This window comes from Mangrovimonas aestuarii (assembly GCF_028767185.1).
Classification (GTDB): domain Bacteria; phylum Bacteroidota; class Bacteroidia; order Flavobacteriales; family Flavobacteriaceae; genus Mangrovimonas_B; species Mangrovimonas_B aestuarii.
This window is the reverse complement of the sequence record NZ_JARACK010000004.1, coordinates 16,664-42,493: the sequence shown is the minus strand read 5'-3', so window position 1 is coordinate 42,493 and position 25,830 is coordinate 16,664. Positions and strand designations below refer to the sequence as shown.

Sequence of the window (25,830 nt, the reverse complement as noted above, 5' to 3'; positions counted from 1 at the left end):
AAGCAAACAGACTTTCCCAAGTGCACACTTTATTTTTTTATAAGATTGGCTAACACTTCAGTCGCCATTTCCGTAAAATTGGTAAAGACCATATTGGCTTTACCTAAAACATCTTTATCACCAATACCAATAGATACCATTCCTCCGGTATTAGCGGCTTGAATTCCCGCGACTGAGTCTTCAAATACAATGCAGTCCTTTGGATCGATATTCAATTGCTCCGCAGCTTTTAAAAACACTTCAGGACTTGGTTTGGCTTTTGTAACATCATTTCCATCTACAATAGCATCAAACCTTTCAAATAGCCCTACTTTTTTAAGAATTGCCCTAGCATTCTTGCTTGCCGATCCCAAGGCAATAGGTTGTTTACTTTCAATTAAAAACTTGAGTACACGATTAACATCAGGAAGGATTTCCTGCTCGTCCATGTTGTTTATGTATTTCAGGTAATCGTCATTCTTTCTAGCCATGAGTTCCATAAAATGATCATCGGAAACCGAAACATCTCCCCAAGCCAATATTTTTTCAAGTGACTTAATGCGGCTCACACCTTTAAGTTGTTCATTCTGGACTTCGGTAAAATCCACTCCAATACTATTGGCCAACTTTCTCCACGCTAAAAAATGGTATTTCGCTGTGTCGACGATTACCCCATCTAAGTCAAATATGAATCCTTTTGTTTTCATCCTACCCTTCTATTTCTGGTTGATAACTAATTGCGTCCTTATTCGTTATCAACAAGTTACACATTCCTGCAATAATCAAACTCATACCAGCAACAATCATTGCATTGATAGCCTTATCGCCTATTAAATTGGAAATAAAATTAATACCTCCTATCGCTGCTATAATTTGAGGGATAACAATAAACATGTTGAAGATACCCATAAAAACCCCCATTCGTTTAGGATCTACAGAACTCGACAACATGGCATAAGGCATAGAAAGAATGCTCCCCCAAGCGACTCCAACAAGAATAAACGATACCTTTAAAAATCCAGGAGTTGGAATTAAGTACATCAATAAGAAGCCAAGCCCCCCTAATATTAAAGATATCATATGCACATACTTTCTGTTTATTCTTCGTTTTGAAGTATAAAAAGAAAGAATAAGGGCAAAAGCCATTGAGGACAACCCATAAACCCCCATTGCCGAACCTACTAAATTTGAAGATTTTTGAAAAGCCGTATTAGCAGTATTAAAAGCTTCTAAATCGGAAGGATTGGTCATATCGTAAACCGACTCCATGGGTGCTGGTGTATGAAACACATGCTCGGTAAGTGCCGGATTTGCCATACTCCACATGGTAAAAAAGGCAAACCAACTGAAGAATTGGACCACACCAAGCTTTTTCATGGTTAGTGGCATATTCCCAATATTGTTAAGTATGTCTGGAATGAATTGGTTCTTTTTTTGGCGCTCCCTTTCAAATTCCTCCATATCCTCCGGTGGATACTCAGTAGTGGTAAATACCGTATAAAGGATACTGAGTAAAAATACAACTGCTCCTATTCCGAAAGCTACTTTTACAGACATGGGCACAACACCCGAAGGCGCCGAATCGCTAACACCAAGCTTGGAAACAAGCCAAGGTAAATTACTGGCAATCCAGGTTCCTATACCAATAATAAGGGTTTGCACCACAAATCCGTAAGACCGCTGGGAATTTGGAAGCTTATCGGCTACAAGTGCTCTAAAGGGTTCCATAGATACATTTATGGATGCATCGAGAATCCATAGAAATCCTACTGCCACCCAAAGAGCTGGTGAATGCGGGACAAAAAGCAATGCCAGGGAACTTAAAATTGCTCCAATTAAGAAATAAGGGCGACGTCGTCCCCATTTTGGACTCCAAGTTTTGTCACTCAAATATCCAATAATAGGCTGAACAATTAATCCCGTTAAAGGTGCTGCAATCCACAACAGTGGGATGGCATCTTTTTCTGCTCCTAAGGTTTGGAAAATGCGAGACATAAAGCCTCCCTGTAAGGCAAAACCGAATTGAATTCCCAAAAAACCGAAACTCATGTTCCAGATTTCCCAAAAACCAAGGGTACGCTTCTTCATTATAGTACGTTTAAATTAATACTATTTTGATAAGCGCGATACTTATCAAAACTTATAGGTGAGAAGTGAAAATATAAGTTTTGATCGTTGGTAAAGATATAAAAGATTTTAGTTTCCTACCCTTAATTTTTATTTTGTTGATTCCCGTTCTATGATTTCGGTCTCAATAACAACGGTTTGAAAACTTTCTTCCTGACTTTCGCTCTCTAATTTTGCAATAAGCATTTCTGCAGCTTTCTCCCCCATTTGCTGGGCATGTTGACTTACGGTAGTTAAACTTGGCGTTGCGTGTTTGGACAACACACCATCTGTAAAACCGATAACCTGAATATCTTCTGGGATGGCCAATCCCATTTTTCTAGCTACTTTCATTGCTGTTAAAGCGTATAGTTCATTAACAGCAAAGACACCATCAATCTTATTGTTGTGTTTGAACAGTTGTTCTACCTCTGCTTCCAATTCCCCTAAATGATCTTCGGCATCCAACTCATCATCTATTTTAAGAATTAAATTCGCCTCTGCCACTCTTTCATTTTCCTCTAAAGCCTCTAAATATCCCTGAGTCCTGAGCTTCCCAACGCTTACATAATCTTTAGTTGTAATAATTGCAATGTGATTGCATCCATCATTTATAAGTTTATTGACGGCTTTTTTAGACCCTTCCAAATCATCAACAATAACCTTATCACACCGAATCTCGTTAACCACCCTATCGAACATTACAATGGGCATCCCTTGGCTAATAGTTTCATTAAAGTGATGGTAATCTTGCTGCAATTGTGTCTCTTTGGATATAGACAGTATAAAACCATCAATACTCCCATTGGCCAACATTTCCATGTTAATCACTTCTTTATCAAAAGATTCATTAGACAACCCAATAATTACATTGTAACCTCTTTTGTTGGCAACCAACTCTATGCCCCTGATAACCTTAGAAAAAAAGTGATGCACAATTTCCGGAATAATAATGCCAATTGTTCTGGTCTTTCTATTCTTTAAACTCAAAGCAATGTTATTGGGGCGGTAATTATAAAGTTTCGCAAAAGCCTGCACCTTTTGACGCGTATCCTCACTAATTTCCTTTGAATTACGTAATGCTTTGGATACCGTTGAAATGGACACATCCAACTCCCTAGCTATTTGCTTTAAAGTCACTTTTCTTTTCATAGGCGAAAGGGTTATTTGCATGCAAAATACAAACACTCTGTTAAAATCGACTCAAATTCCTTAAATTTATAAGGATTGTGAAAAAACAGCAATAAGTTGTCAACACGAAAACGTTTTCGTTACGAATTTCGCAAAACAAGTAGGCAAATTTTACATAGATTTAACATCGAGAAGTGAAAATATAAACTAACTAAACTAAGAATCAACCAACTAGCGTTTTTATGAAAACACTTTTAAATAGTATACTGTTTATACTGTTTTTGGCGCCTACATTAATGTGGGCTCAAACCACAGTAACGGGTACCGTTACCGAGCAAGCCTCAGAACTCCCTTTACCAGGTGTTAATGTGCTTGTTAAAGGGACATCCTCTGGTACGGTCACCGATTTTGATGGACAATACCAACTATCTGCAAACAATGGCGATGTTATTGTCTTCTCTTATGTAGGCTACAAAACCCTGGAGATTACCTACTCCGGGCAATCACCTTTAAACGTACAACTCGCAGAAGACACTGCGGCCTTAGACGAAATCGTTATAGTGGGGTATGGTAGCATGAAGAAAAAAGACCTAACGGGTTCAATTGATGTTATCTCTGATGAAGATTTCAACAAAGGACCTGTAGTTTCTGCAGATCAATTAATAACAGGGAAACTTCCTGGTGTTAGAATAACCTCCAATGGCGGACAACCAGACGCTGCTCCTAACATTAGAATTCGTGGAGGCTCTTCCTTAAACGCTAACAACTCACCGCTGATTGTTATCGATGGCGTTCCTCTGAACACAGAAAATCCTGCAGGGGTAAGCAATCCTTTTAATATGATTAACCCAAATGACATTGAAAGCGTAACTGTTCTAAAAGATGCTTCTGCCAGTGCCATTTACGGTAACAGAGCATCTAATGGGGTTATTATTATCACAACTAAAAGTGGTACTTCTGGTGAAATAAAATTTAACTTCTCTGCGAACGCCACCGTAAGTGAGGTGTCTCAGAAAATCGACATGATGACTTCAGATGAGTTCGTTCGATTTATTCAAGAATACCACCCCAACTTTACAAATTATCTGGGTGTAGAGGACGGTTCAGGTTTAACAGACGACCTTAGCACCCCTCAAATTGAAGGACGTACTATTTACGATTCAGACTGGCAGGATGCCATTTACAGAACAGCATTCTCTTCAAACTATGATTTTAGTGCCAGAGGAAGTATTGCAAATACAACTCCCTTTAGAGCGTCAGTTGGATATAACAACACCGAAGGAATTGTAAAAACCAGTGATTATGAAAGGATAACAGCCTCCATAAAACTTACCCCGAGCTTATTAGACGATCATTTAAGAATTGACCTTAACGCAAAGGGACTGTATTCCAACAAAAACGCCATAGATGAAGAAGGTGCATTAGGAGGTGCAATTTCCATGGACCCTACAAAACCGATTTACGACAATTCTCCTGATAACCGATTTGGCAAATACTATCAAAATACTACTGTTGATGGAAACCGATTAATTCTTGACGGTGCCAGCAACCCTCTTGCATTATTAGAGCAAAGGAAACGCCCAGAAGAACTGTTACGATTCATTGGGAACGTAAAGTTCGACTATAAAATGCACTTCCTACCGGAATTAAGTGCCATTTTAAATTTGGGAACTGAGTCTTCACGTGCATGGATCAAAGAAACCTATTCAGACAACTCCATTGCAACTTACAAGTTTGACGCTAATAACGACGATATAAATACAAACTATGTATTCAACCCTGGCGAGAATTATTTTGAAGAACAACATGTAACCAACGTTACCATGGATGCCTTTCTACGTTATGCCAAGGATTACGAGGGATTCCTTCGCAGATTTGAAGTTCAGGGTGGGTACACCTATCAAAATTTTAAAAACGATGGAAATAAACGAGAATATGAATATGATCTAGAATCTGGTTTACGTCAAACTAAAATTGACCCTTACAACCTAAACAATAGATATTACGATGTTTTAAATCTTCAAGCCTTTTTGGGACGTTCAATTATAGATTTTGATAACAAATACTTATTAACGGTTTCAGCACGTTATGATGGTTCCTCATTATTTACCAAAGACAATCGTTGGGGCTTTTTCCCTGCGGGCGCCTTAGCCTGGAGGGTTTCTAACGAATCATTCCTAATGGACTCTTCTTTTGTAAACGACCTTAAGTTTAGAATAGGAATAGGGAAAACCGGTCAACAGGATATTGTTAGCCTATATGGCAACTATCCTTCAAGACCACTGTTTATTCCTGGTGACCCTAATAGTAATTACCTACCTGGTCTACCCATTTATTCAGCTGAACCATACAATCCAGATTTGACATGGGAAAAAACGGTAACATACAACCTAGGTGTCGATTTTAATATATTTAAGAATGGTATAGCCTCGGGATCTTTTGATGTTTACAGAAAATTCACAAAAGATCTTTTATCTGAGGTTAATGTACCTCCTGGACAAGGTTTATCAGATCGCTTTTTAAAGAACATTGGTGAAACCAAAGCAGAAGGATTTGAAGCCACCCTTAACTTGAACCTCGTTCAAAAAGACCAGGTTAATTTTAGTGTAAATGGAAATTTAGGTTATACCAAAGCAGAGGTGGTCAATATAGGTCAATCTCAAGTGGTTGACGATGAATCGGACCTTCCTTTGGGAACAGGGGTATATGGTGCCGTTAACGCAGAAGGAGAAGAACCTTATTCTGCATGGGTTTTTAAACAAGTTTATGACACCGACGGAAATCCTATCCAAGACGCTTTTGTTGACCTTAATGGAGACAACCGCATCACCAATGCCGATAGGTATTATACCCCTTTACGACCAAATTGGATATATGGATTTGGATTTAATTTTACATATAAAAACTGGGATTTAACGTCAAGTTTTAGAGGACAATTAGATGGTCAAGTTTACAACACCAGAAGAATAGCCTCTGGTTCAATCGATCAGGCATTGCCAAACAACAATAACAGTTTAACCAATGTTTTAAATTTTTATGATGGTACAGCCAACCCTAGTATTCAGGAAGTTCAAGGTAATATGATATATTCTGATTACTATCTTGAATCTGCTGCATTTTTAAGATGCGAGAACATTGTTTTGGGCGTGAACATTCCTGATTTCACAAAAGGAGCCTCTTTAAGGCTTTACGGATCTGTAACCAATGCCTTTTTAATTGATAACTATAGTGGACAGGACCCTGAGAACTTCAATGCCATTGACAACAATTTTTACCCAAGACCAAGAATTTATTCTTTTGGCATCAACCTAGACTTTTAAGATTATGAAAAAGATAGCTATAACATTATTCAGCTTAGCAACCATTCTTAGCGGTTGCACAAGTGATTTAGATACTGAACCTAAAGTTGAACTACCATTAGATCAACTTCTTGCTCAAGACCCAAGTGCAATTGATGGAATCCTATCCAGATTATATGCTACTTATGCCTTATCAAGTGTTGAAGGACCTGCAGAATCAGACATTAGTGACGATCCTGGAGAATCTCCATTCTTAAGAGGAATAATCAATCTCCAGGACTTTACAACAGATGCTATGAAAAATAGATGGGGAGACGATGGGTTAGATCAATTAACAACCGCCTCAGACTGGGATGAAAACAACAAGTTCTTCAGATATTTGTTCAACAGGATTTATTACACCATTCCACAGTGTAACAATCTACTTTTTATTCTTGAAAATGTAGATGTTGAAAATGAAGAGCAAGTAGCTGCAGAAGTTAGATTCTTAAGAGCTCTGGCCTATTATTACATGATTGACTGTTTTGGAAAAGGGCCTTTGGCTACCGAAGAAAATTTAAATAGTACAGAACAATTGCCAGAGTCATCTCGACAAGATTTATTCGAGTTTACTGAAAACGAACTCTTGGAGATTATTGATGTTTTACCTGCCTCTAATAACTATGGTCAAGCTAACAAGGCTACTGCTCAAATGCTTTTAGCCAAGTTATATATGAACGCAGAGGTTTACAAAGGTACAGCAAGATATAGTGATGCGTCAACCTATATATCTCAAGTCATTAACGAGGGAGGATATCAATTAGCAAACGATTTTATCTTGAATTTTTCTGGAGATAACGATACCTCTCCAGAAATCATCTTTCCCCTATTGGCAGATGCTCAAACTAGCCAAAGTTATGGGAATACAACGTACATAATTAATGGTAATTTAAGCACAGAAACAATGACTTTATCAGATTTTGGAGCTACAGATGGCTGGACAGGTCACCGAGCAACAAAAGCATGGTATGGCCTTTATGGAGATTTGGAAACCACTCCAGATGTGAGAGCCAGCTACTTTTGGACCGAAGGGCATAATTACGAAATGACCGATTATAAAGAGTGGACCGATGGTTACCCTTCAACTAAGTTTAGAAATTCAAATTTCAACGGACCAACCACACCTACATCATTTTCCAGTACAGATTTTCCATTGTTTAGACTGGCCGATGCCTACCTGATGTATGCCGAATGTGCTCTTAGGGGCGCTGGTGATATGGGGCAAGCACTCGACTATGTAAACCAAGTGCGCTCAAGAGCCAATGCCTCTACTATTTCTATGGGAGATTTAACATTGGATTTCATTTTAGATGAGCGTGCCAGGGAATTAAACCTTGAAGGACACAGACGAACCGACCTAATCCGTTTCGGCAAGTTTACAGGCGGAAGCTATTTGTGGCCCTGGAAAGGAAATGCTCTCAATGGAGCTGCAATCCCATCAACCTATAACTTATTTCCAATACCACAATCTGCCCTGGAAGGAAACTCTAACCTAACTCAAAACGACGGATACTAACCAAAAAACCACCAAAAACATGAAAAATATAAAACTATTAGGACTAATACTTATCGCCTTTGCTAGCCTTTGGTCTTGTGAGGATGATGATACCCTAGATTTTGTAGCAGCCCCGCAAGAAGGGTTTATGCTTACTAATTCAACACTCGAAGAATATATACTAACTCAAGAAACCAGCTCAAACATAGGAGAACGATTTACATGGAACAATGCTGAATTTGAAGCCCCTACCAATGTGAATTACACCATAGAATATTCCATTTTAGGCGATTTTTCCGATGCTATTGAGTTAGACTTTACTTCAACTTCAGGTAATGAAGCTGTTGTCTCTATTGGAGACATGTGGGATATAGGAATCGCAGCAGGCCTAAGCGAAGATCCTGATACCGGCCTTCCAAATACCGGCGATATATATTTTAGAGCTAAAGCGGCACCTGGATCTGGGACAGTGGCTAGTGAAACTTATACGGACCCACAAACTCTAACGGTTGTATTATTTGAAAGTACTGGTGAAGAAACCTTCAATTGTGAGTACGATCAACTCTGGGGAGTTGGAGCAGGATTACCTGACGCAGGATGGGGTTGGTCTACTCCCGTAAACATACCTTGTTCAGGAGACGGTATTTATGGTGGTAATGTAGTATTACAAAACAATGGAGGAGCAGACAACAACTTTAGATTCTTTACCGAAGAAGAAAACTGGGGATCTGGGTTAAACTATCCGTACTTTACAGGTGAAGGCTATACAATAGATGAAAACTTTGTAGATGCCATGGATGGCGATAACAATTTTGCCTTTATTGGAGCTACAGGCCTGTATTATCTACAAATAGATACTAATGCAAAAACTATTACCTTAAGTGACCCTGTCCCAACTGGAGAGTGTGAATATGAAACCCTCTATGGAGTTGGTGCTGGCTTACCTACGGCTGGATGGGGATGGTCTACACCTGTTCAAGTTATTTGTTCTGGCGACGGCGTTTACTCCAATTATGTAGAGTTTACTAGTGATGGTGATGCAAATTTCAGATTCTTCACTGAATATGAAAACTGGGGCTCTGGGTTAAACTATCCTTATTTTACAGGTGAAGGATATACCATAGACGAAAATTTAATAGATGCTGCGGATGGGGACAACAATTTTAAGTTTATAGGAGTTTCTGGTATTTATTTATTTACTATTGATACGGTGAATAAGGTTATTTCCTTAGAATGATTTCAAATAAATCAAAGTTTAAAATTGGAGGTTATGAACAAAATTCATAACCTCCTAACATTTAAAACAAGAGCATTATGAAAAAAACATTACTCTTATTTTTAATCCTACTTAGCGCTCATGCAACTTGGTCTCAGGTAACAATTGTACCTTCTACATTTAGCGTAGACCAATCTATCACAATAACAGTAGATATCAATAGCACAGCAACCAACTGCAACGGCTTAAACAACCCAACGGAAGTATATATGCACTCGGGCATTGGCGATGACTCGAACCCATGGGGGTTTAGTGTAGTTGGAAACTGGGGACAGGACAATGGTGTTGGCGAAATGACAAATAATGGAGACGGCACTTGGAGCATAACGCTTGTTCCTGAAACATACTATAGCTTAAATGCGTCTCAAGCTTCTTCTGCTACAAAAATAGGTATGGTCTTTAGAAATGGAGACGGAAGTCAAGAATTAAAAGATAATGGCTGCTCAGATTTCTTTTTCAACGTTGGTTCTTTTCAGGTATCTTTATCAAGTCCAGAAGAAAACAGCACTACTATTTTAAGCTCTGGTGGCAGTCTATCTATCTCTGCAACAAACACAAACGGGACTGCCAATTACAACTTGAAAGCTAATGGCAGCAGTCTAAACACTCAAAACAACACAAGCTCCTTTTCTTTCACCCACACCAACATTACATCCAATCAAAACTATGAACTGGAGGTCACTCAAAATGGAGAAACCTTAACCAAATCCTTTTCGGTATTAATAAATCCGGGAACAATTTCCCAAACACTACCTACAAACATGGTAAATGGAATCAATTATGATGAAACTGACGCCACTAAAGCCACTTTGGTATTGGATGCACCATTTAAGGATTTTGTTTATGTTGCTGGGAGCTTCAACAATTATGAGCCAACGTCTGCATACGCTATGAAAAAAGACAGCTCAAATGGAATGTTTTGGCTGGAATTAACAGGCCTTACTCCTGGCGAGGTTTACACGTATCAGTACTGGGTTGCAGACCAAACACCTATCAGCAACTCTCCTGTTCTGGTAAAAACGGCCGATCCATTTTCCACTTTAGTTTTGTCGCCATTCGATGATCCGTATATTTCAGCATCAGCCTATCCAAACCTACCTACTTACCCTAATGGACAAGAGCGTGAAGTAACTGTTTTACAAACCAACCAAACACCATACAATTGGCAAGTGACAGACTTTGTAAAACCAGACAAAGAAGACCTAGTAGTATACGAATTATTGATTAGAGATTTTGATGAAAACAGGAACTTTCAAGATTTGATAGATCGTATCGACTATTTTAAAAATCTAAACATCAATGCGATTGAACTTATGCCCATAATGGAGTTTGAAGGAAATGAGAGTTGGGGATATAACACCGCCTTTCACATGGCTTTGGATAAATTTTATGGCACCGAGAACAAGCTTAAAGAATTTATAGACCTATGTCACCAAAATGGTATTGCCGTGATTTTAGATATTGCTCTCAACCACGCCTTTGGAAGAAACCCTATGGTTCGTATGTGGATGAGTGACCCCGACAATGACGGATGGGGAGATCCCAGTCTTGAAAACCCATATTTCAACCAATTCGCAAGACATTCTTATAATGTTGGATCAGATTTTAACCATCAACAGGAAAGAACACAATATTACGTAGAACGTGTATTACAGCATTGGATCGAAGAATTTAAAGTAGATGGCTTCCGCTGGGATCTTACTAAAGGATTCACCCAAAACTGCACGGCTTCAAATGAAAGTTGCACCAATAGCTATCAACAAGATCGTGTAGATATATTAAAACAGTACGCTGATTACCAATGGAGTTTAGATACCGATTCTTACATCATCTTTGAACATTTAGGGACGGATACAGAAGAACAGCAATGGGCAAATTATCGTTTAAACGAAGATAAAGGAATAATGATGTGGGGAAAAATGACTGACCCTTACAACCAATTAACTATGGGGTATTCCTCAGGATCGAACATAAACCATATGGGTCATGAAAGCCATGGATTTACCGAAAAACGATTGATAGGTTATGCCGAAAGTCATGATGAAGAACGTTTGATGTACAAAAATATACAATATGGAAATTCATCGGGTGGCTATGACGTTCAAGACCTTAATACTGCTCTATCAAGAATGTCTGCTTTGGGAGCTGTTTCGCTTACCATTCCCGGCCCTAAAATGATTTGGCACTTTGGTGATTTGGGTATGGATAACTCAATCTTTACTTGTACAGATGGCACTGTTAACGACCAAAATGGTTCTAATGGCGACTGCAAACTATCTACTAAACCCCAACCTCAATGGACGGAAAATTGGCTAACCAACACTAACCGTAATCAGATTTATAACGATTGGAGCAGAATGATTGCACTAAAAACCAATCGTGATGTATTTAAGGGGGACTACACCATTGTTTCGGGCACACTAACCCCTAAAATTTATGTGTTCGACGACACTTTGCCGAGCAGCGAATTGAAGAACGTGGTAATAATTTCCAATTTCGATGTTACTACCCAAAACATCAATCCAAATTTTCCTTATACCGGAACGTGGTATGATTTAATGGACGATACAGGCGCTACTTCGATAAACGTTAGCAGTACAACCGCTACGATTTCATTAGCCCCTGGTGAGTTCAAAATTTACGGAAACCAATCAGTTCAATCTTTAAGCATCAAAGACATCAGCGAAACCAATATAATCCTTTATCCTAACCCAACCTCAGATGGTTTTTACATCAACACAGATGTTAGCTCTGTTAAGGTTTACGACATTACTGGAAAAATGATTAAAAAGTTCAATGAAAAGCCATACAGCATAAATCACCTTTTCCAATTAGGTAACTACGAGCCTGGAATGTATATTATCCAAATTCAAGGCTTAGATGGAAAACAACATACTACTAAACTAGTTAAATTGTAAGTTTTATTTGTTTTATTATTGTGAAAGAGGGCTGCCTATGTGAAGGTAGCCTCTTTTTATTTTGAGATTACTATCTTTAATTTTGAATCTCAAGATACTCCATCATGTCCACTGAAGAACTCGTCCACACTTGGTTTAAAAAATGGGAAACTGGTGACTTTTTAAATCTTCCGTTAACAGATCAATTTAAACACACGAGCCCCTATGGCACTATTATGGGCAAAGAATATTACCTTAATCTTGTCAAAGCTAATCAGGATAAATTCTTAAACCATCGTTTTGAAATCCACGATGAGATATTCGGAGACAACAAAGCCTGTATACGCTATACAGCGATTCAAGGTAATTTCTCTTTAGAAGTCAGCGAATGGTTCTTTACCAAAGACAGTTTAATTGATGAAATATGCTCGTATTATACCATGGAAGGAACTATAAGCGAGGATAGGAAAATTGACATTTAAATAACACAGATAAAACCAAGACCTAATGAAAAATATAATTTTCTTTACATGTGCAGTTGCTCTATTGCTAACCTTCTATAGCTTTACATCATCAAAGTCAGAAACAGACACCCTATACAAAAGAGGAATAGATTTCCATAAGGGCTCTTGGGATGAAGCCTTAGAGTTGGCAAAAAAAGAAGATAAACTTATTTTCCTGGATATTTACGCTACTTGGTGTGGCCCATGTAAATTAATGAAAAGAAAAACCTTTTCAGATAAGGACGTTGGAGAGTTCTACAATAAAAACTTCATCAACGTTAGCTATAATGGAGAAAAGAAAGAAGGAGCAATGCTTGCAAGAAAATATGGAGTAAGGAGTTATCCCTCTTTTTTGTTTATTGACAAAGATGGTAGATTACTGGGAAAATCGGGTGGATATAGAAAACCGTATCCGTTTATTAATTTAGGTAAAAGGTATGTCCCTATTAATAAATAGCCTTTAAAGAAAAATGGGAACCATATTTTAATTTTTTTAGGTTTTCATATATAAAAAGCCTGCTTTTTAACCACATTGTTTTCATCATTATTTTCCTAGATAATATCATTTTAATAATACACCCTAATTTCATATTGCATACTGATAATGAAATGATTACATTTAATAAACTTTAAAATTCACTATTATGAGTTCTGCATTAAAATACTTCAGTTTGATACTACTAGTCCTTGTATCGTTTAACATTCAGGCCCAAACAATAACCAAACCCTCTCCTGAATTTTCTGCAGATATGCTTTCTGCTTTAAACCCTAGTAAAGACTTGAACATTCCGACCGACATTAGAAGTAATATTGAAAGTGAAAACAAACGCTATGTTGAAGACATTATGAACATTGCCAGTGGGGATGACGATGATGAGACCAAAATCTCCAAGCTCACGGACCTTAAGAAACAAAGGGATGGTTTCATCGAAAACGCCTTTAAGGATGACGACTTATTAAAATCGTATAAAAAGAAAATCAACAAAGAAATTAAACCATTTAAGCGTAAATACAAACTTGCCAAATGGGTTCTTTAGCTAGATAAAGCTCACTTCTTTATAATGTGATTAATATAAATAAAAAAGCCTTTATGAATTTTCATAAAGGCTTTGTACAGAAGGCGGGACTTGAACCCGCACGGACATTACTGTCCATTGGATTTTAAGTCCAACGTGTCTACCAATTCCACCACTTCTGCATTGGTATTTTTGACAGTGCGTAGAGCGAAAGACGGGATTTGAACCCGCGACCCTCACCTTGGCAAGGTGATGCTCTACCCCTGAGCTACTTTCGCATTAGTATTCTTTTTTAAGAACATGCCTGCTCAACAGGCTGCAATTACTTCGTTATTGCGGATGCAAATTTAAAACAATTATTATAACTGCAAAGCATTTTCGAAAAAATAATGAAATTATTTTTGAGGCTCGGCTTGTTTCAACAACATACGCTTAATTCCATTAAGCTTCATTAAAGCCTCAACAGGGGTTAATGTGTCTATATCAGTAAGCATAATTTCTTCCTTAATCTCCTCTAACAAAGGATCATCCAGTTTAAAGAAGCTTAATTGCATATCATCTTTAATAGATTTTACACCATTGGTCAACTCCTCACTAGAATGTGATTTTTCAAGTTTCTTTAATATCATATTTGCACGATGTAATACCTGTTGAGGCATTCCAGCCATTTTCGCAACATGGATTCCAAAACTGTGTTCGCTACCTCCCTCAACCAGTTTACGTAAAAACAAAACATTATCCTTTAACTCTTTAACCGAAACATTATAATTTTTGATTCTCGAGAAAGTTTCGGACATTTCATTCAATTCATGATAGTGTGTTGCGAACAATGTTTTAGGTTTTGCCGGATGTTCGTGCAAATATTCGCTAATGGCCCATGCAATGGAAATACCATCGTAAGTACTGGTACCACGACCAATTTCATCCAATAGCACCAAACTTCTATCAGAAATATTATTTAGGATAGATGCCGTTTCATTCATCTCCACCATAAACGTCGACTCTCCCATCGAAATATTGTCGCTAGCCCCGACACGAGTAAATATTTTATCCACCAATCCAATATTAGCCGATTTTGCCGGAACAAAACTTCCTATCTGTGCCATAAGCACAATAAGAGCCGTTTGCCTTAATATCGCCGACTTACCGGACATGTTTGGCCCCGTAATCATTATGATTTGTTGCGCATCTCTATCTAGAAAAACATCATTAGCGATATAGGCTTCTCCTATTGGCAATTGCTTTTCTATTACTGGGTGGCGCCCATCTTTAATATCTAGTACATGATGTTCCAAAACTTCAGGACGGATATAATTATTATCCTTAGCCAATTGAGCAAACCCACACAAACAGTCTAATTGACCTATTAGAAAAGCATTTTGTTGTACAGGCTTAATGTACTCACCCATCCATTCAATCAACTCTGTAAAAAGTTGCTGTTCAATTTCAAGGATACGCTCTTCTGCACCAAGAATCTTAGCTTCGTACTCCTTTAACTCTTCAGTAATATAACGCTCAGCACTAACAAGGGTTTGTTTTCTAATCCATTCCTGAGGCACTTTGTCCTTATGGGTATTTCGAACTTCTATATAATACCCAAATACATTGTTTGAGGCAATCTTTAGTGAAGGGATTCCAGTACGCTCACTTTCGCGTTGCAGCATATTATCCAGATACTGTTTCCCTGAAGTTGATAAGCCACGTAATTCATCAAGTTCAGAAGAAAACCCTTCAGCCACTGTATTTCCTTTTAGAATATTAACAGGAGCTTCTTCGTTTAAAGTTGCCTTAATCTTATTTCGTAATCCATCACAGGCTTGAAGTTTTTCTCCAATAACCTGAAGCGATTCATTATCGCTGTTTTCAGCCAAGGCTTTTATTGGTACGATAGCCTCCAAAGAGTTTTTAAGCTGAACCACTTCGCGAGGATTCACCTTCCCTGTAGCCACCTTAGATATTAATCGCTCTAAATCCCCAATATGCTTGATTTGGTTTTGTATTCTTTGATGAATGGCATGTTCCTTACTAAAATACTCAACAACATCATGGCGTTTCTTAATCTTATTGAGGTTTTTAAGCGGAAGTGCCAACCAACGTTTCAACATACGTCCACCCATTGGCGAAATTGTCTTGTCTATAACATTGATTAAAGTTACCGCCATATTGTTGGTGGAATGGTAAAGCTCTAAGTTTCTGATAGTAAACTTATCCATCCAAACATATTCATCCTCTGCTATTCTGCTAATCGAAGTAATATGCTCTAGTTTGTTATGCTGGGTTTCTGCCAAATAATGTAGTGCCGCACCGGAAGCAACTATTCCCTCTTGAAGTTCTTCAACTCCAAATCCTTTTAACGATTTGGTATCGAAATGTTTTAAAAGGGTTTCCTCTGCATAGTCCGATTGGAACACCCAATCTTCAAGGTAAAATGTATGATAGTCTTCTCCAAAAGTTTCATTAAACTTACTGCGTTTAGGCTTCGAAACCAATACTTCACTGGGGCTAAAGTTTTGAAGTAACTTATCGATATACTCTGCACTTCCTTGAGAGGTCAAAAATTCCCCTGTGGAGATATCTAAAAATGCCACTCCAATGTTATGCTTTCCAAAATACACCGAACACAAAAAGTTGTTCGACTTAGAGCGTAAAACCTCATCATTTAACGCAACACCAGGTGTTACCAATTCGGTTACTCCTCGCTTTACAATCGTTTTGGTTTGTTTAGGATCTTCCAACTGATCACATATTGCCACACGCTCGCCCGCTTTCACCAATTTAGGTAAATAAGTATTCAATGAGTGATGGGGGAATCCTGCCAACTCAGTTTCACTTTCAGAACCTGCACCTCTTTTTGTTAAGATAATATCTAAAATCTTGGCGGTTCTTACCGCATCTTCTCCAAAGGTCTCGTAAAAATCCCCTACTCTAAACAACAATAATGCATCAGGATATTTAGCCTTAATGCTGTTGTACTGCTTCATCAACGGGGTCTCTTTTTTTGTTTTTTTAGCCAAGGGTAAGTGATTTTTTAATAGTATTTTTGCCCAATAAGTAAGGTTGCTAAAGTAACTAAATTTAGCTGGTTTGTAAAACGGTTACTTTACAAGTTATTTATAATTATTCACAGTAAGAATTCATGAGAAAGTTAAAGAACAGCGAGTTAAACAGACTAAATTTAGAGGAGTTTAAACAAACCGATAAAACTCCAATTATTGTTGTTTTGGATAACATTAGAAGTCTAAACAACATAGGTTCTGTGTTCCGTACCAGCGATGCCTTTCTTGTTGAAAAAATCTACTTGTGCGGCATTACCGCTACTCCACCAAATAAGGATATTCACAAAACAGCTTTAGGAAGCACCGAAAGTGTAACTTGGGAATACTCAGAAAACACCATAGATGTTATCACGAAACTTAAAGCCAATGGCGTAAAAGTCATTTCGATAGAACAAGCCGAAAACGCTATCATGTTAAATGACTTCAGTCCTGAACCTGGTGCGACTTACGCTCTTGTTTTTGGAAATGAAGTTAAAGGTGTTGCTCAGAATGTCGTATCTGAGAGTGATATGGTTATCGAAATCCCCCAATACGGCACTAAACATTCTCTGAATATCTCCGTAAGTGCAGGAGTTGTTATCTGGGATATTTTCTCGAAAATGGGAGTTTTCAAATAGTAGAAGAATAAAGAAAAACCGTTTAAATTATTCTGCAGATATTTCCTTTAAAACACCCATATAAACCTGCCTATCCTTAACAAAATCCCGATTGGACAAATTGATAATTTTCACATTCATTTTGGTATTATTCCTAAGGAATTCCAAATAGCCTGAAGTAATCTTATCCAAATAACTGTGGGATATATTTTGCTCATACCCTCTGCCTCTCTTTTTTATATTATGCTGCAATTGCTCTGTTTCTTGATGCAAGTAGATATATAAATCCGGTTTAGGGATATCCTTGTACATTAGGTAAAACAGTTTCCTATAAAGCTTAAACTCTTCTTCCGGCAAAGTGATTTTTGAAAAAATCAGGGATTTAAACACATCATAATCACTTATAACAAAATCCTTGAACAAATCCAACTGGGATAGATCATCACTTATTTGTTGATACCTATCGGCTAAAAAAGACATTTCCAAAGGGAATGCATAACGTTCTATATCACTATAAAACTTTGGCAAAAATGGGTTATCAGCAAAACGCTCCAAGATCAGTTTTGCATTAAAATCATTTGCCAATTGGGTTGCCAAACTAGTTTTCCCAGCTCCTATATTCCCTTCTATAGCAATGTAGTTATATTTTGAAAAACCAAATTGCTCTTGGGGGTTAATCAAACTAAAGTCTGTCTCCACTAAAACACTATCGTCATCACAAGACCTTAAAAGCTCCGTTACCGATTTCTTTAAAACAGGATGAATACACTCTGCCGCAATATCTTTTAACGGTTGAAGAACAAATTTTCGGTGCTGCATCTGTGGATGTGGCAAAACCAAATGTTCGGTATTATGAATCTCATCTTCGTAAAAAACCATATCGAGATCAACGGTTCTGGATTGATAGCCTGAACCTTCCGAACGAACACGTCCCAACTCCTTTTCAATATTCAAGAGTTCTGTCATCACATCTTCAGGAGCGATTGAGGTTTCTACCAAAACACAAGCATTCAGGAAATCGTCGCCTTCAAACCCTAAAGCAGGTGTACTGTAAACTTTAGATATAGCCCTTACTGCTCCTATTCTGTCAAAAATGGTATTAACCGCATTTTGAAGATAGTTTAACCTCTCTCCAATATTGCTTCCCAACGATATGTAAACTAGCTTGTACTCTCGCATAATCAAAAGCAAAATAAGTAAAAGAAAAGCACTTTCACTTATATTTGTTCAAACTATTAACCGTTCATGACCCTAAAAGACAAACTTGCAGCACAACGCATTTACCTACTGTTGGGAGCACTGTTCATTACTTCACTAGTGGTATCGAACCTTATCTTTCAAAAGTTCTTTTACTGGTATCCATTCGGAAATGTAACGATCTTCGGCGCTAACCTTTTCGAAATTTCGGTAGGCATACTTCCATACCCATTAACCTTCTTAATTACCGATCTCATCAGTGAGATTTACGGTAAGAAACGAGCCAACCAAATTGTTGTTGCCGGTATTTTTGCTTCGGTATTTTCCATGCTTATCGTATATGTTTCCAATGCTGTTCCTGCTACGTCATGGTCGCCCGTGGGAAACAAATTGTTCACCACTGTTTTTGGCAGCACAGCCATTGCTGTTTTAGCGAGTATGATGGCATACCTTTTTGCCCAATTTATCGACATACAGATTTATCATTTTTGGAAACGATTAACCCAAGGCAAACACCTTTGGATACGCAACAATTTTTCTACTTTCCTATCGCAATTTGTCGACACGTTCACAGTCCTTTTACTCCTTTGCTCTTTTGGGAAAATAGAATGGAGTAGATTCATAGGACTGCTTATCAGCGGCTTTTTGTTCAAGGTTATGATTGCCGTTTTGGACACTCCGTTTCTTTATCTTGGCGTTTATGTTTTTAAAAAACGCTTCAATCTTAAGACAAACCAGGAAATAGATTTGCTTTAAGGAATCGCTAAACTTTCCATAAAAATTAGTTGGTTTATAAACTATTTGCTTACTTTATCCGTAAATACCCACGTAAGACTTTTACTATGAAAAAAATACTTAAAATCACTGGGATTACTCTTCTTGCCCTTATCATTATTTTGGCTTTTGTGCCAATTTTATTTGAATCGCAAATCAAAGACATGATAAAAAAAGCGATAAACGATAATGTAAATGCTAAAGTTGAGTTCAGTGATGTCAACTTAAGTCTGCTGAGCAGTTTCCCAAAAGCAAGTGTAAGCATAGAAAACCTCAACATAACCAACTTCGCCCCATTTGAAGACGAAACACTTGTATCAGTAAAGTCGATTGAGTTCACCATGCCTCTTGGCGAACTACTAAATACTTCTGGAGAGACACCAATGACAATTAGTTCTATTGCCATTGATGAAGCGCTTCTAACACTTAAAACAAATAAAAATGGTATCGCAAATTATGATATCGCTAAAAAAGACGGCTCTGAATCGACATCAAAAACAGAAGAAAACAAATCATCTGGTTCAAAAAATTTCACTTTCAGCATAGACGACTACAGCTTAAAAAATAGCGCTGTAACCTATATTGACGAAACTGCAAATATGAACGCTTACGTTACCGAGCTTAACCACTCGGGAAAAGGAACTTTTTCAGCTGACAGATCTGAAATCGACACCAATACATCCCTACACGTAACCTTAGAAATGGACAGCACACAATACCTCAACAATGTTGCTTTCACTTTGGATGCTATCATCGGTGCCGATCTTGAGAACAACATATACACATTCAAGGACAACGCTGCCCAAATCAATAAAATGCCATTAAAGTTTGATGGGTCTTTTGGCTTAATAGATAGTGGACAGCAAATAGACTTAACGTTTGAAAACCCAGGAACTAGCTTTAAAGATTTCTTAGCACTCTTACCAGAAGCTTATTCCAAAGATTTAAACAATGTACAAACATCAGGAGACTTCAAAGTAAAAGGACTGGTAAAGGGATTGGTTTCCGAAACTACAATACCTACCTTGGATATAACTATTACATCTGAAAATGCATCATTTAAATACCCTGATTTACCAAAAGGCATAAACAATATTGTTATCAATACTGTAATAAAAAATGAAAGTGGTAATCCTGATGATACATACGTAGATCTAAAAGCACTTAATTTCAACATTGACAAAGACCGCTTTGCCTCATCTGCAAAAATCAGCAACCTGACAAAAAACATGTTGGTAAAAGCAAAACTTAACGGCATAATAAATCTTGCTAACATCAGTCAAGCATATCCTATTCAAATGGATCAGGAGTTAAACGGAATCTTAAAAGGAGATATTTATACAAACTTCGACATGGACGCCATAGACACCAATGCTTACGAGAGAATAAAAACAACCGGACAGCTTAGCTTAACTGGGTTTCATTTCGCTTCTGAAGACTTACTTAACCCTGTATACATAAACGATGCCAACCTTTCTTTTAACACTCAAAGTGTAACCTTAAACCAATTTAAGGCCAGAACAGGAAAAAGTGACATTCAAGCCAAGGGTAATATTGAAAACCTAATGGGATTTGTAATGAGCAACAAACCTCTAAAAGGGAATTTCACGCTTTATTCCAACACTTTTGCAGTAAGTGATTTTATGGTTGAAGAATCATCAGAGAAATCGCCTCAAAAAACATCTGAAACAAAACAGGCCTCACAAACTACCGAACCTTTAAAAATCCCAGCCTTTTTAGACTGTACCGTAAATGCTAATGCCAATACCGTTTTATACGACAACCTAACTCTTAAACAGGTTGCAGGTACATTAATTATTAAAGACCAAAAAGCGACCCTAAACAATATCACTTCAGAGATATTCAATGGAAAAATGGCTATGAACGGTTCTGTTGACACTAAAAATGATGTTCCAGATTTCAGTTTTGATTTTGACATGAAAGGCATTGATATAGCACAATCATTTCGTGATTTAGATTTACTTAAAGCTCTTGCACCAATTGCTCAAACGCTTCAGGGAAGCTTTAACTCAGGAATCAAATTAAGTGGAAAACTAAGTCCAGAAATGACTCCAGACCTTAACTCAGTTAATGGTAAGGCAGCTATTGAACTATTAACGAGTAAGGAAACATTAGAAAACAACAAACTGGTTAGCTCACTTGGGCAAAATCTTAAGTTTTTAGATGTTAGCAAACTTGACTTAAAAGACCTAAAAACATATTTAACATTTGAAAATGGCGAAGTGGCAGTTAAACCGTTTACTATTAAATACGAAGACATCGACATCACTGTTTCTGGTTCTCATGGGTTTAATACCAAATTGAGTTATAACGCAGTATTGGATGTCCCTGCCAAATACCTAGGAAGTGATATTAATCGCTTAATTGGTAAAATTGACGACCCTAAGGTTAACAATATGACGGTTCCTGTAACAGCAAATATCACAGGCACCTATACGGCCCCAAAAGTGAAAACAGATTTATCTTCAAGCGTTTCAAATCTAACCAAACAACTTGTTGAAATTCAGAAACAAAAAATGATGAACAAGGGAGAAGAAAAAGCCAAGGACATCATAAACAATTTATTAGGCGCAAACAGCCAATCTAGCAACAATAATTCTGACACTACAGGAACCAGCAATAACAGCACACAAAATGCAGTTGAAGAAGGCGTAAAAAACGCTGTAAACAGTTTATTCAAGAACAGTAAAAAAGAATAAAAAAGACCATTATTTGTAGTTTCAAGGTCTTTTTAATTGATTTTTTTGGATTTTCAGCAAAAAACCACCTTATTATTTGGTTTTTAACAAAAAAAAGTTATGTTATACAATTGGAGTATTACTAACAAAAGAGAAAAATCCCATGAGGCAATTAAAAATTACCAAGCAAGTTACAAACCGTGAATCCAAATCACTGGACAAATACCTTCAGGACATTAGTAAAATGCCTTTAATTACTGCAGAAGAGGAAGTAGAACTGGCTCAGCGTATTAAAGAAGGCGACCAGATAGCTTTGGACAAGTTGGTCACGGCCAACCTAAGATTTGTAGTTTCAGTTGCCAAACAATATCAAAATCAAGGCTTAAAACTTCCGGATTTGATCAACGAGGGAAATGCAGGTTTAGTTAAAGCAGCCAAACGCTTTGATGAAACCCGAGGGTTTAAATTCATATCTTATGCTGTTTGGTGGATTAGACAATCTATTCTTCAAGCTTTGGCAGAACAATCAAGAATTGTAAGGTTACCTTTGAATAAAATTGGATCCATCAACAAAATAAACAAAGCCTTTTCCCATCTAGAACAAGCCCATCAACGCCCACCGAGTGCAGAAGAAATCGCTAAGGAACTAGACATGAGCGTGAATGACGTAAAACAATCCATTAAAAACTCAGGTCGACATGTTTCCATGGATGCCCCACTGAAAGAAGGTGAAGACTCAAACCTTTACGATGTTGTAAGTTCCGGAGAATCACCAAATCCCGACAGAGACCTTATCAACGACTCATTAAACCTCGAAATAAATAGAGCCTTAGATACTTTGTCTCCAAGAGAAGGAGACGTTATTCGTCTATATTATGGTATTGGAAACCACCACCCAATGAGCCTAGAAGAGATAGGGGAAACCTTCGATCTTACCCGTGAACGTGTAAGACAAATTAAGGAAAAAGGCCTTCGCCGATTAAGACATAGCTCCAAAAATAAAATTCTAAAAACCTATTTAGGATAAATCAATTAATAACCACAAAAACTAAAATAATTATATGCTTATAGTAGAAGTAAAAGAAGGAGAAAAAATAGAACGCGCCCTTAAACGCTTTAAGCGTAAATACAGAGATACCAAAGTATTACAAAACCTAAGGGACAAGCAACACTTTACAAAAAAGTCTGTACGCCGAAGAAAGGAAATTCAAAAGGCTCAATACATTCAAGCCCTAAAAAACCAAGAAGAAATATAATAGTTTTGCCCTAACCTTAGGGCACTACCACCCCGATTGCTACAACATAGCCTTCGTTTGCTCTTATATTGAATACGGTTTCATCTTCAAATATTAGATATTGCCCCTTTACCCCTTTAAGCACACCTTGATATTTTGGTGTTTTATCTAAATTTAAGCTTTTAGGCTTTTTAGGGTATTGCTCTACAGGAAACTCCAATTGGGTTTCCTGATTCGAGGCTATATAGTAATCCAAAACCTCATCAGGAATAAACTGCTTTAGGTTTTCGCGCCATTCCACTAAGTTTTCATCCTTAATCTCATTTTTAAGCATGTTACGCCAATTGGTTTTATCACTTACATGCTCTTTAAGCGCAACTTCAGTTATCCCGGCCAAATATCGATTCGGCACCTCAACGATTTCAATCGCTTCGTGAGCTCCTTGGTCAATCCACCTAGTTGGCACCTGACTTTTTCTTGTCACTCCAACTTTTACATTGCTCGAATTAGCCAAGTACACAATATGAGGCTGTAACTGCACTCGCTTTTCAAACTCAAGGTCACGTTCCTCTTCATCGAGATGAGCCTTACTCAGTTCTGGTCTCATCACCCAATCAGCAGCTTGGGGCACATCATAAAAACAAGATTTACAAAATCCTTGACGATAAATTTTCTTATCCAAACCACAGTTAAGACATTGGTACTTCACAAAATCAATGCTAATGGTCTTTCCTAACATCTGGTTCATGTTGATGAAGTCGTTATCAAAAACCAAATAATATTGGATAGGATTAGCTAACTCTGTTTCCATCTTTGTAAGAACCCCTTGATATAGCATAATTTATCTTCGCTTTTTATTGATATACAATTCAGTGTAAACTCTTAAAAACAATCCATTTTAAGAGAAGTTCAAAAGTGCACTTAATATAGGTATGTGCACAAAAAAAAACTTATTTTTAATTTTTTAAAGATAATGCAAATATGCCAATTCCAATTGTAAATTCTATTGCTGCCTGGTTTTTAAAAAAACGATTTCATCAAATAGAGTTGTTCTTAAAATACCCAAACGAAGTTCAAAACGAACTCCTATTGAAACTCGTTGATATTGCCAAGGACACAGAAATTGGGAAGCAATACGAATTCACTTCAATTAATAACTACAAAACATTTGCCGAAAGGGTTCCCATCTCGTCCTATGAGGACTATCAAGATATTATTGAACGCTCTCGCCATGGTGAATCCAATATTTACTGGCCAAGACCAATTAAATGGTTTGCTAAGTCGAGTGGAACTACTGGAGCAAAAAGTAAGTTCATCCCTGTATCTATGGAATCCTTGGAAGATTGTCATTACGCAGCCAGTAAAGATTTGCTTTGTATGTACCTTAACAACAACGAAAATTCACAACTTTTTACAGGAAAAAGTCTTCGTCTTGGTGGCAGCAAAGAGCTTTACAAAGAAAACGGAACTGTCTTCGGTGACCTTTCAGCGATATTGATAGACAATATGCCATTCTGGGCCGAATTCAGTAGCACGCCAAGTAGCAAGGTATCGCTAATGAGCGATTGGGAATATAAAATGCAGGCCATCGTTGATGAAACCATAGAAGAAAACGTTACGAGTTTAGCAGGTGTGCCTTCATGGATGTTAGTACTCCTTAACAATGTACTTGAAACAACAGGGAAATCCTCTTTATTTGATGTGTGGCCTAATCTTGAAGTATACTTTCATGGTGGCGTGAGCTTTATTCCTTATAAGGATCAGTATAAGTCCATATTACCTAGAAAGGATTTTAGGTATTACGAAATCTATAATGCTTCAGAAGGTTTTTTTGCCATCCAGGACAGAAACAATTCAAGTGAGTTATTGTTAATGCTGGACTACGGTATATTCTATGAATTTATACCGATGGATACTTACGGAACACCAAATGAAAAAGTAATTCCGCTAAGCGAGGTGGAATTGGGGAAAAACTATGCGGTTATCATTACCACCAACGCTGGGCTTTGGCGCTATAAAATTGGAGACACAATACGATTTACATCCATTTCTCCTTACCGAGTAAAGGTAACCGGAAGAACCAAGCATCATATAAATGTTTTTGGAGAAGAACTCATCATTGAAAACACGGAAGAAGCCTTAAAAAAAGTTTGTAAAAAAACCGGAGCTGAAATCATAGACTATACCGTTGCGCCTATTTTTATGAGCGGAAAGGATAAAGGTGCCCATGAATGGATGATAGAATTTAAAACACCTCCAAAAAACATGGATTATTTTATAGAGCTGATGGATAACGCTCTAAAAGCCTTAAACTCAGACTATGAAGCAAAACGGTACAACAACATTACCCTAAATCGCCCGACGATACACATAGCTAGACATAATCTATTCTACGATTGGCTTAAGAAGCACGACAAATTAGGAGGGCAACATAAAATACCTCGACTATCCAACACCAGAGACTACTTAGACGAGCTGATTGAACTAAATAATTAAACAAAAACAAAACCCCATTACAATTTGCAATGGGGT

19 protein-coding genes and 2 tRNA genes are annotated in these 25,830 nt (G+C 37.5%); 13 read left to right on the top strand and 8 right to left on the bottom strand.

All coding sequences use genetic code 11. The features are described 5' to 3' along the window. Positions 1 to 29 precede the first annotated feature (29 nt). From pgmB to PWU04_RS06335, 3 genes are all read right to left on the bottom strand, one after another. Positions 30 to 686, bottom strand: a complete 657-nt coding sequence (gene pgmB / locus PWU04_RS06345; RefSeq protein WP_274475081.1) for a beta-phosphoglucomutase — start codon at positions 684 to 686, stop codon at positions 30 to 32. A gap of 1 nt (position 687) precedes the next feature. Continuing rightward, the gene (locus PWU04_RS06340) at positions 688 to 2,067 is read right to left on the bottom strand and encodes an MFS transporter (protein WP_274475080.1); all 1,380 of its coding nucleotides are present in this window, start codon (positions 2,065 to 2,067) and stop codon (positions 688 to 690) included. 129 nt (positions 2,068 to 2,196) lie between these two features. Continuing rightward, positions 2,197 to 3,237 carry a LacI family DNA-binding transcriptional regulator gene (locus PWU04_RS06335; protein ID WP_274475078.1) on the bottom strand — a complete coding sequence of 347 codons (1,041 nt, stop codon included), beginning with the start codon at positions 3,235 to 3,237 and terminating at the stop codon, positions 2,197 to 2,199. Positions 3,238 to 3,458: 221 nt separating this feature from the next. Between PWU04_RS06335 and PWU04_RS06330 the strand changes: the two genes are divergently transcribed. From PWU04_RS06330 to PWU04_RS06300, 7 genes are all read left to right on the top strand, one after another. Next, positions 3,459 to 6,536 carry a SusC/RagA family TonB-linked outer membrane protein gene (locus PWU04_RS06330; protein WP_274475076.1) on the top strand — a complete coding sequence of 1,026 codons (3,078 nt, stop codon included), beginning with the start codon at positions 3,459 to 3,461 and terminating at the stop codon, positions 6,534 to 6,536. 4 nt (positions 6,537 to 6,540) lie between these two features. Next, complete coding sequence (locus PWU04_RS06325; protein ID WP_274475074.1) at positions 6,541 to 8,070, top strand: RagB/SusD family nutrient uptake outer membrane protein; 1,530 nt, start codon at positions 6,541 to 6,543, stop codon at positions 8,068 to 8,070. 19 nt (positions 8,071 to 8,089) lie between these two features. After that, on the top strand, positions 8,090 to 9,286 hold the full coding sequence (locus PWU04_RS06320; protein ID WP_274475069.1) for a SusE domain-containing protein: 1,197 nt from the start codon (positions 8,090 to 8,092) through the stop codon (positions 9,284 to 9,286). 77 nt (positions 9,287 to 9,363) lie between these two features. Beyond that, positions 9,364 to 12,243: an alpha-amylase family glycosyl hydrolase gene (locus tag PWU04_RS06315; protein ID WP_274475068.1), complete on the top strand. Its 2,880-nt coding sequence runs from the start codon at positions 9,364 to 9,366 to the stop codon at positions 12,241 to 12,243. A gap of 104 nt (positions 12,244 to 12,347) precedes the next feature. Continuing rightward, positions 12,348 to 12,704 (top strand): nuclear transport factor 2 family protein, encoded by a 357-nt coding sequence (locus PWU04_RS06310; protein ID WP_274475067.1) that lies wholly within the window; start codon positions 12,348 to 12,350, stop codon positions 12,702 to 12,704. Between the two features lie 25 nt (positions 12,705 to 12,729). After that, entirely contained in the window at positions 12,730 to 13,182 is a 453-nt protein-coding gene (locus PWU04_RS06305) for a thioredoxin family protein (RefSeq protein WP_274475066.1), read from the top strand. A gap of 187 nt (positions 13,183 to 13,369) precedes the next feature. Further along, positions 13,370 to 13,762 carry a hypothetical protein gene (locus tag PWU04_RS06300; protein WP_274475065.1) on the top strand — a complete coding sequence of 131 codons (393 nt, stop codon included), beginning with the start codon at positions 13,370 to 13,372 and terminating at the stop codon, positions 13,760 to 13,762. Between the two features lie 75 nt (positions 13,763 to 13,837). Here PWU04_RS06300 and PWU04_RS06295 read toward each other — a convergent pair. From PWU04_RS06295 to mutS, 3 genes are all read right to left on the bottom strand, one after another. Beyond that, a tRNA-Leu gene (locus PWU04_RS06295) sits at positions 13,838 to 13,923 on the bottom strand. Positions 13,924 to 13,947: 24 nt separating this feature from the next. Next, positions 13,948 to 14,019: transfer RNA gene (locus PWU04_RS06290), tRNA-Gly, on the bottom strand. A gap of 117 nt (positions 14,020 to 14,136) precedes the next feature. After that, positions 14,137 to 16,755: a DNA mismatch repair protein MutS gene (gene mutS, locus PWU04_RS06285; RefSeq protein WP_274475063.1), complete on the bottom strand. Its 2,619-nt coding sequence runs from the start codon at positions 16,753 to 16,755 to the stop codon at positions 14,137 to 14,139. 122 nt (positions 16,756 to 16,877) lie between these two features. Here mutS and PWU04_RS06280 point away from each other — a divergent pair, with 122 nt between their 5' ends. Further along, positions 16,878 to 17,414: an RNA methyltransferase gene (locus PWU04_RS06280; protein ID WP_274475062.1), complete on the top strand. Its 537-nt coding sequence runs from the start codon at positions 16,878 to 16,880 to the stop codon at positions 17,412 to 17,414. A gap of 27 nt (positions 17,415 to 17,441) precedes the next feature. On the opposite strand, the gene folK is transcribed toward PWU04_RS06280, so the two are convergent. Then, positions 17,442 to 18,572, bottom strand: a complete 1,131-nt coding sequence (gene folK / locus PWU04_RS06275) for a 2-amino-4-hydroxy-6-hydroxymethyldihydropteridine diphosphokinase (RefSeq protein WP_274475061.1) — start codon at positions 18,570 to 18,572, stop codon at positions 17,442 to 17,444. Positions 18,573 to 18,638: 66 nt separating this feature from the next. Between folK and PWU04_RS06270 the strand changes: the two genes are divergently transcribed. From PWU04_RS06270 to rpsU, 4 genes are all read left to right on the top strand, one after another. Further along, positions 18,639 to 19,346, top strand: a complete 708-nt coding sequence (locus PWU04_RS06270) for a queuosine precursor transporter (RefSeq protein ID WP_274475059.1) — start codon at positions 18,639 to 18,641, stop codon at positions 19,344 to 19,346. A gap of 86 nt (positions 19,347 to 19,432) precedes the next feature. After that, entirely contained in the window at positions 19,433 to 22,084 is a 2,652-nt protein-coding gene (locus PWU04_RS06265; RefSeq protein WP_274475057.1) for an AsmA-like C-terminal region-containing protein, read from the top strand. Positions 22,085 to 22,226: 142 nt separating this feature from the next. Next, positions 22,227 to 23,090, top strand: coding sequence for a sigma-70 family RNA polymerase sigma factor (locus PWU04_RS06260; protein WP_274475055.1), 864 nt, complete (start codon positions 22,227 to 22,229; stop codon positions 23,088 to 23,090). Between the two features lie 34 nt (positions 23,091 to 23,124). Further along, positions 23,125 to 23,319, top strand: coding sequence for a 30S ribosomal protein S21 (rpsU, locus tag PWU04_RS06255; protein ID WP_274475054.1), 195 nt, complete (start codon positions 23,125 to 23,127; stop codon positions 23,317 to 23,319). 16 nt (positions 23,320 to 23,335) lie between these two features. On the opposite strand, the gene PWU04_RS06250 is transcribed toward rpsU, so the two are convergent. Further along, a complete protein-coding gene (locus tag PWU04_RS06250; RefSeq protein WP_274475052.1) occupies positions 23,336 to 24,136 on the bottom strand; it encodes a DUF2797 domain-containing protein in 801 nt (266 codons plus the stop codon). A gap of 143 nt (positions 24,137 to 24,279) precedes the next feature. Here PWU04_RS06250 and PWU04_RS06245 point away from each other — a divergent pair, with 143 nt between their 5' ends. Beyond that, positions 24,280 to 25,794 carry a GH3 auxin-responsive promoter family protein gene (locus tag PWU04_RS06245; protein WP_274475051.1) on the top strand — a complete coding sequence of 505 codons (1,515 nt, stop codon included), beginning with the start codon at positions 24,280 to 24,282 and terminating at the stop codon, positions 25,792 to 25,794. Positions 25,795 to 25,830: the final 36 nt, after the last annotated feature.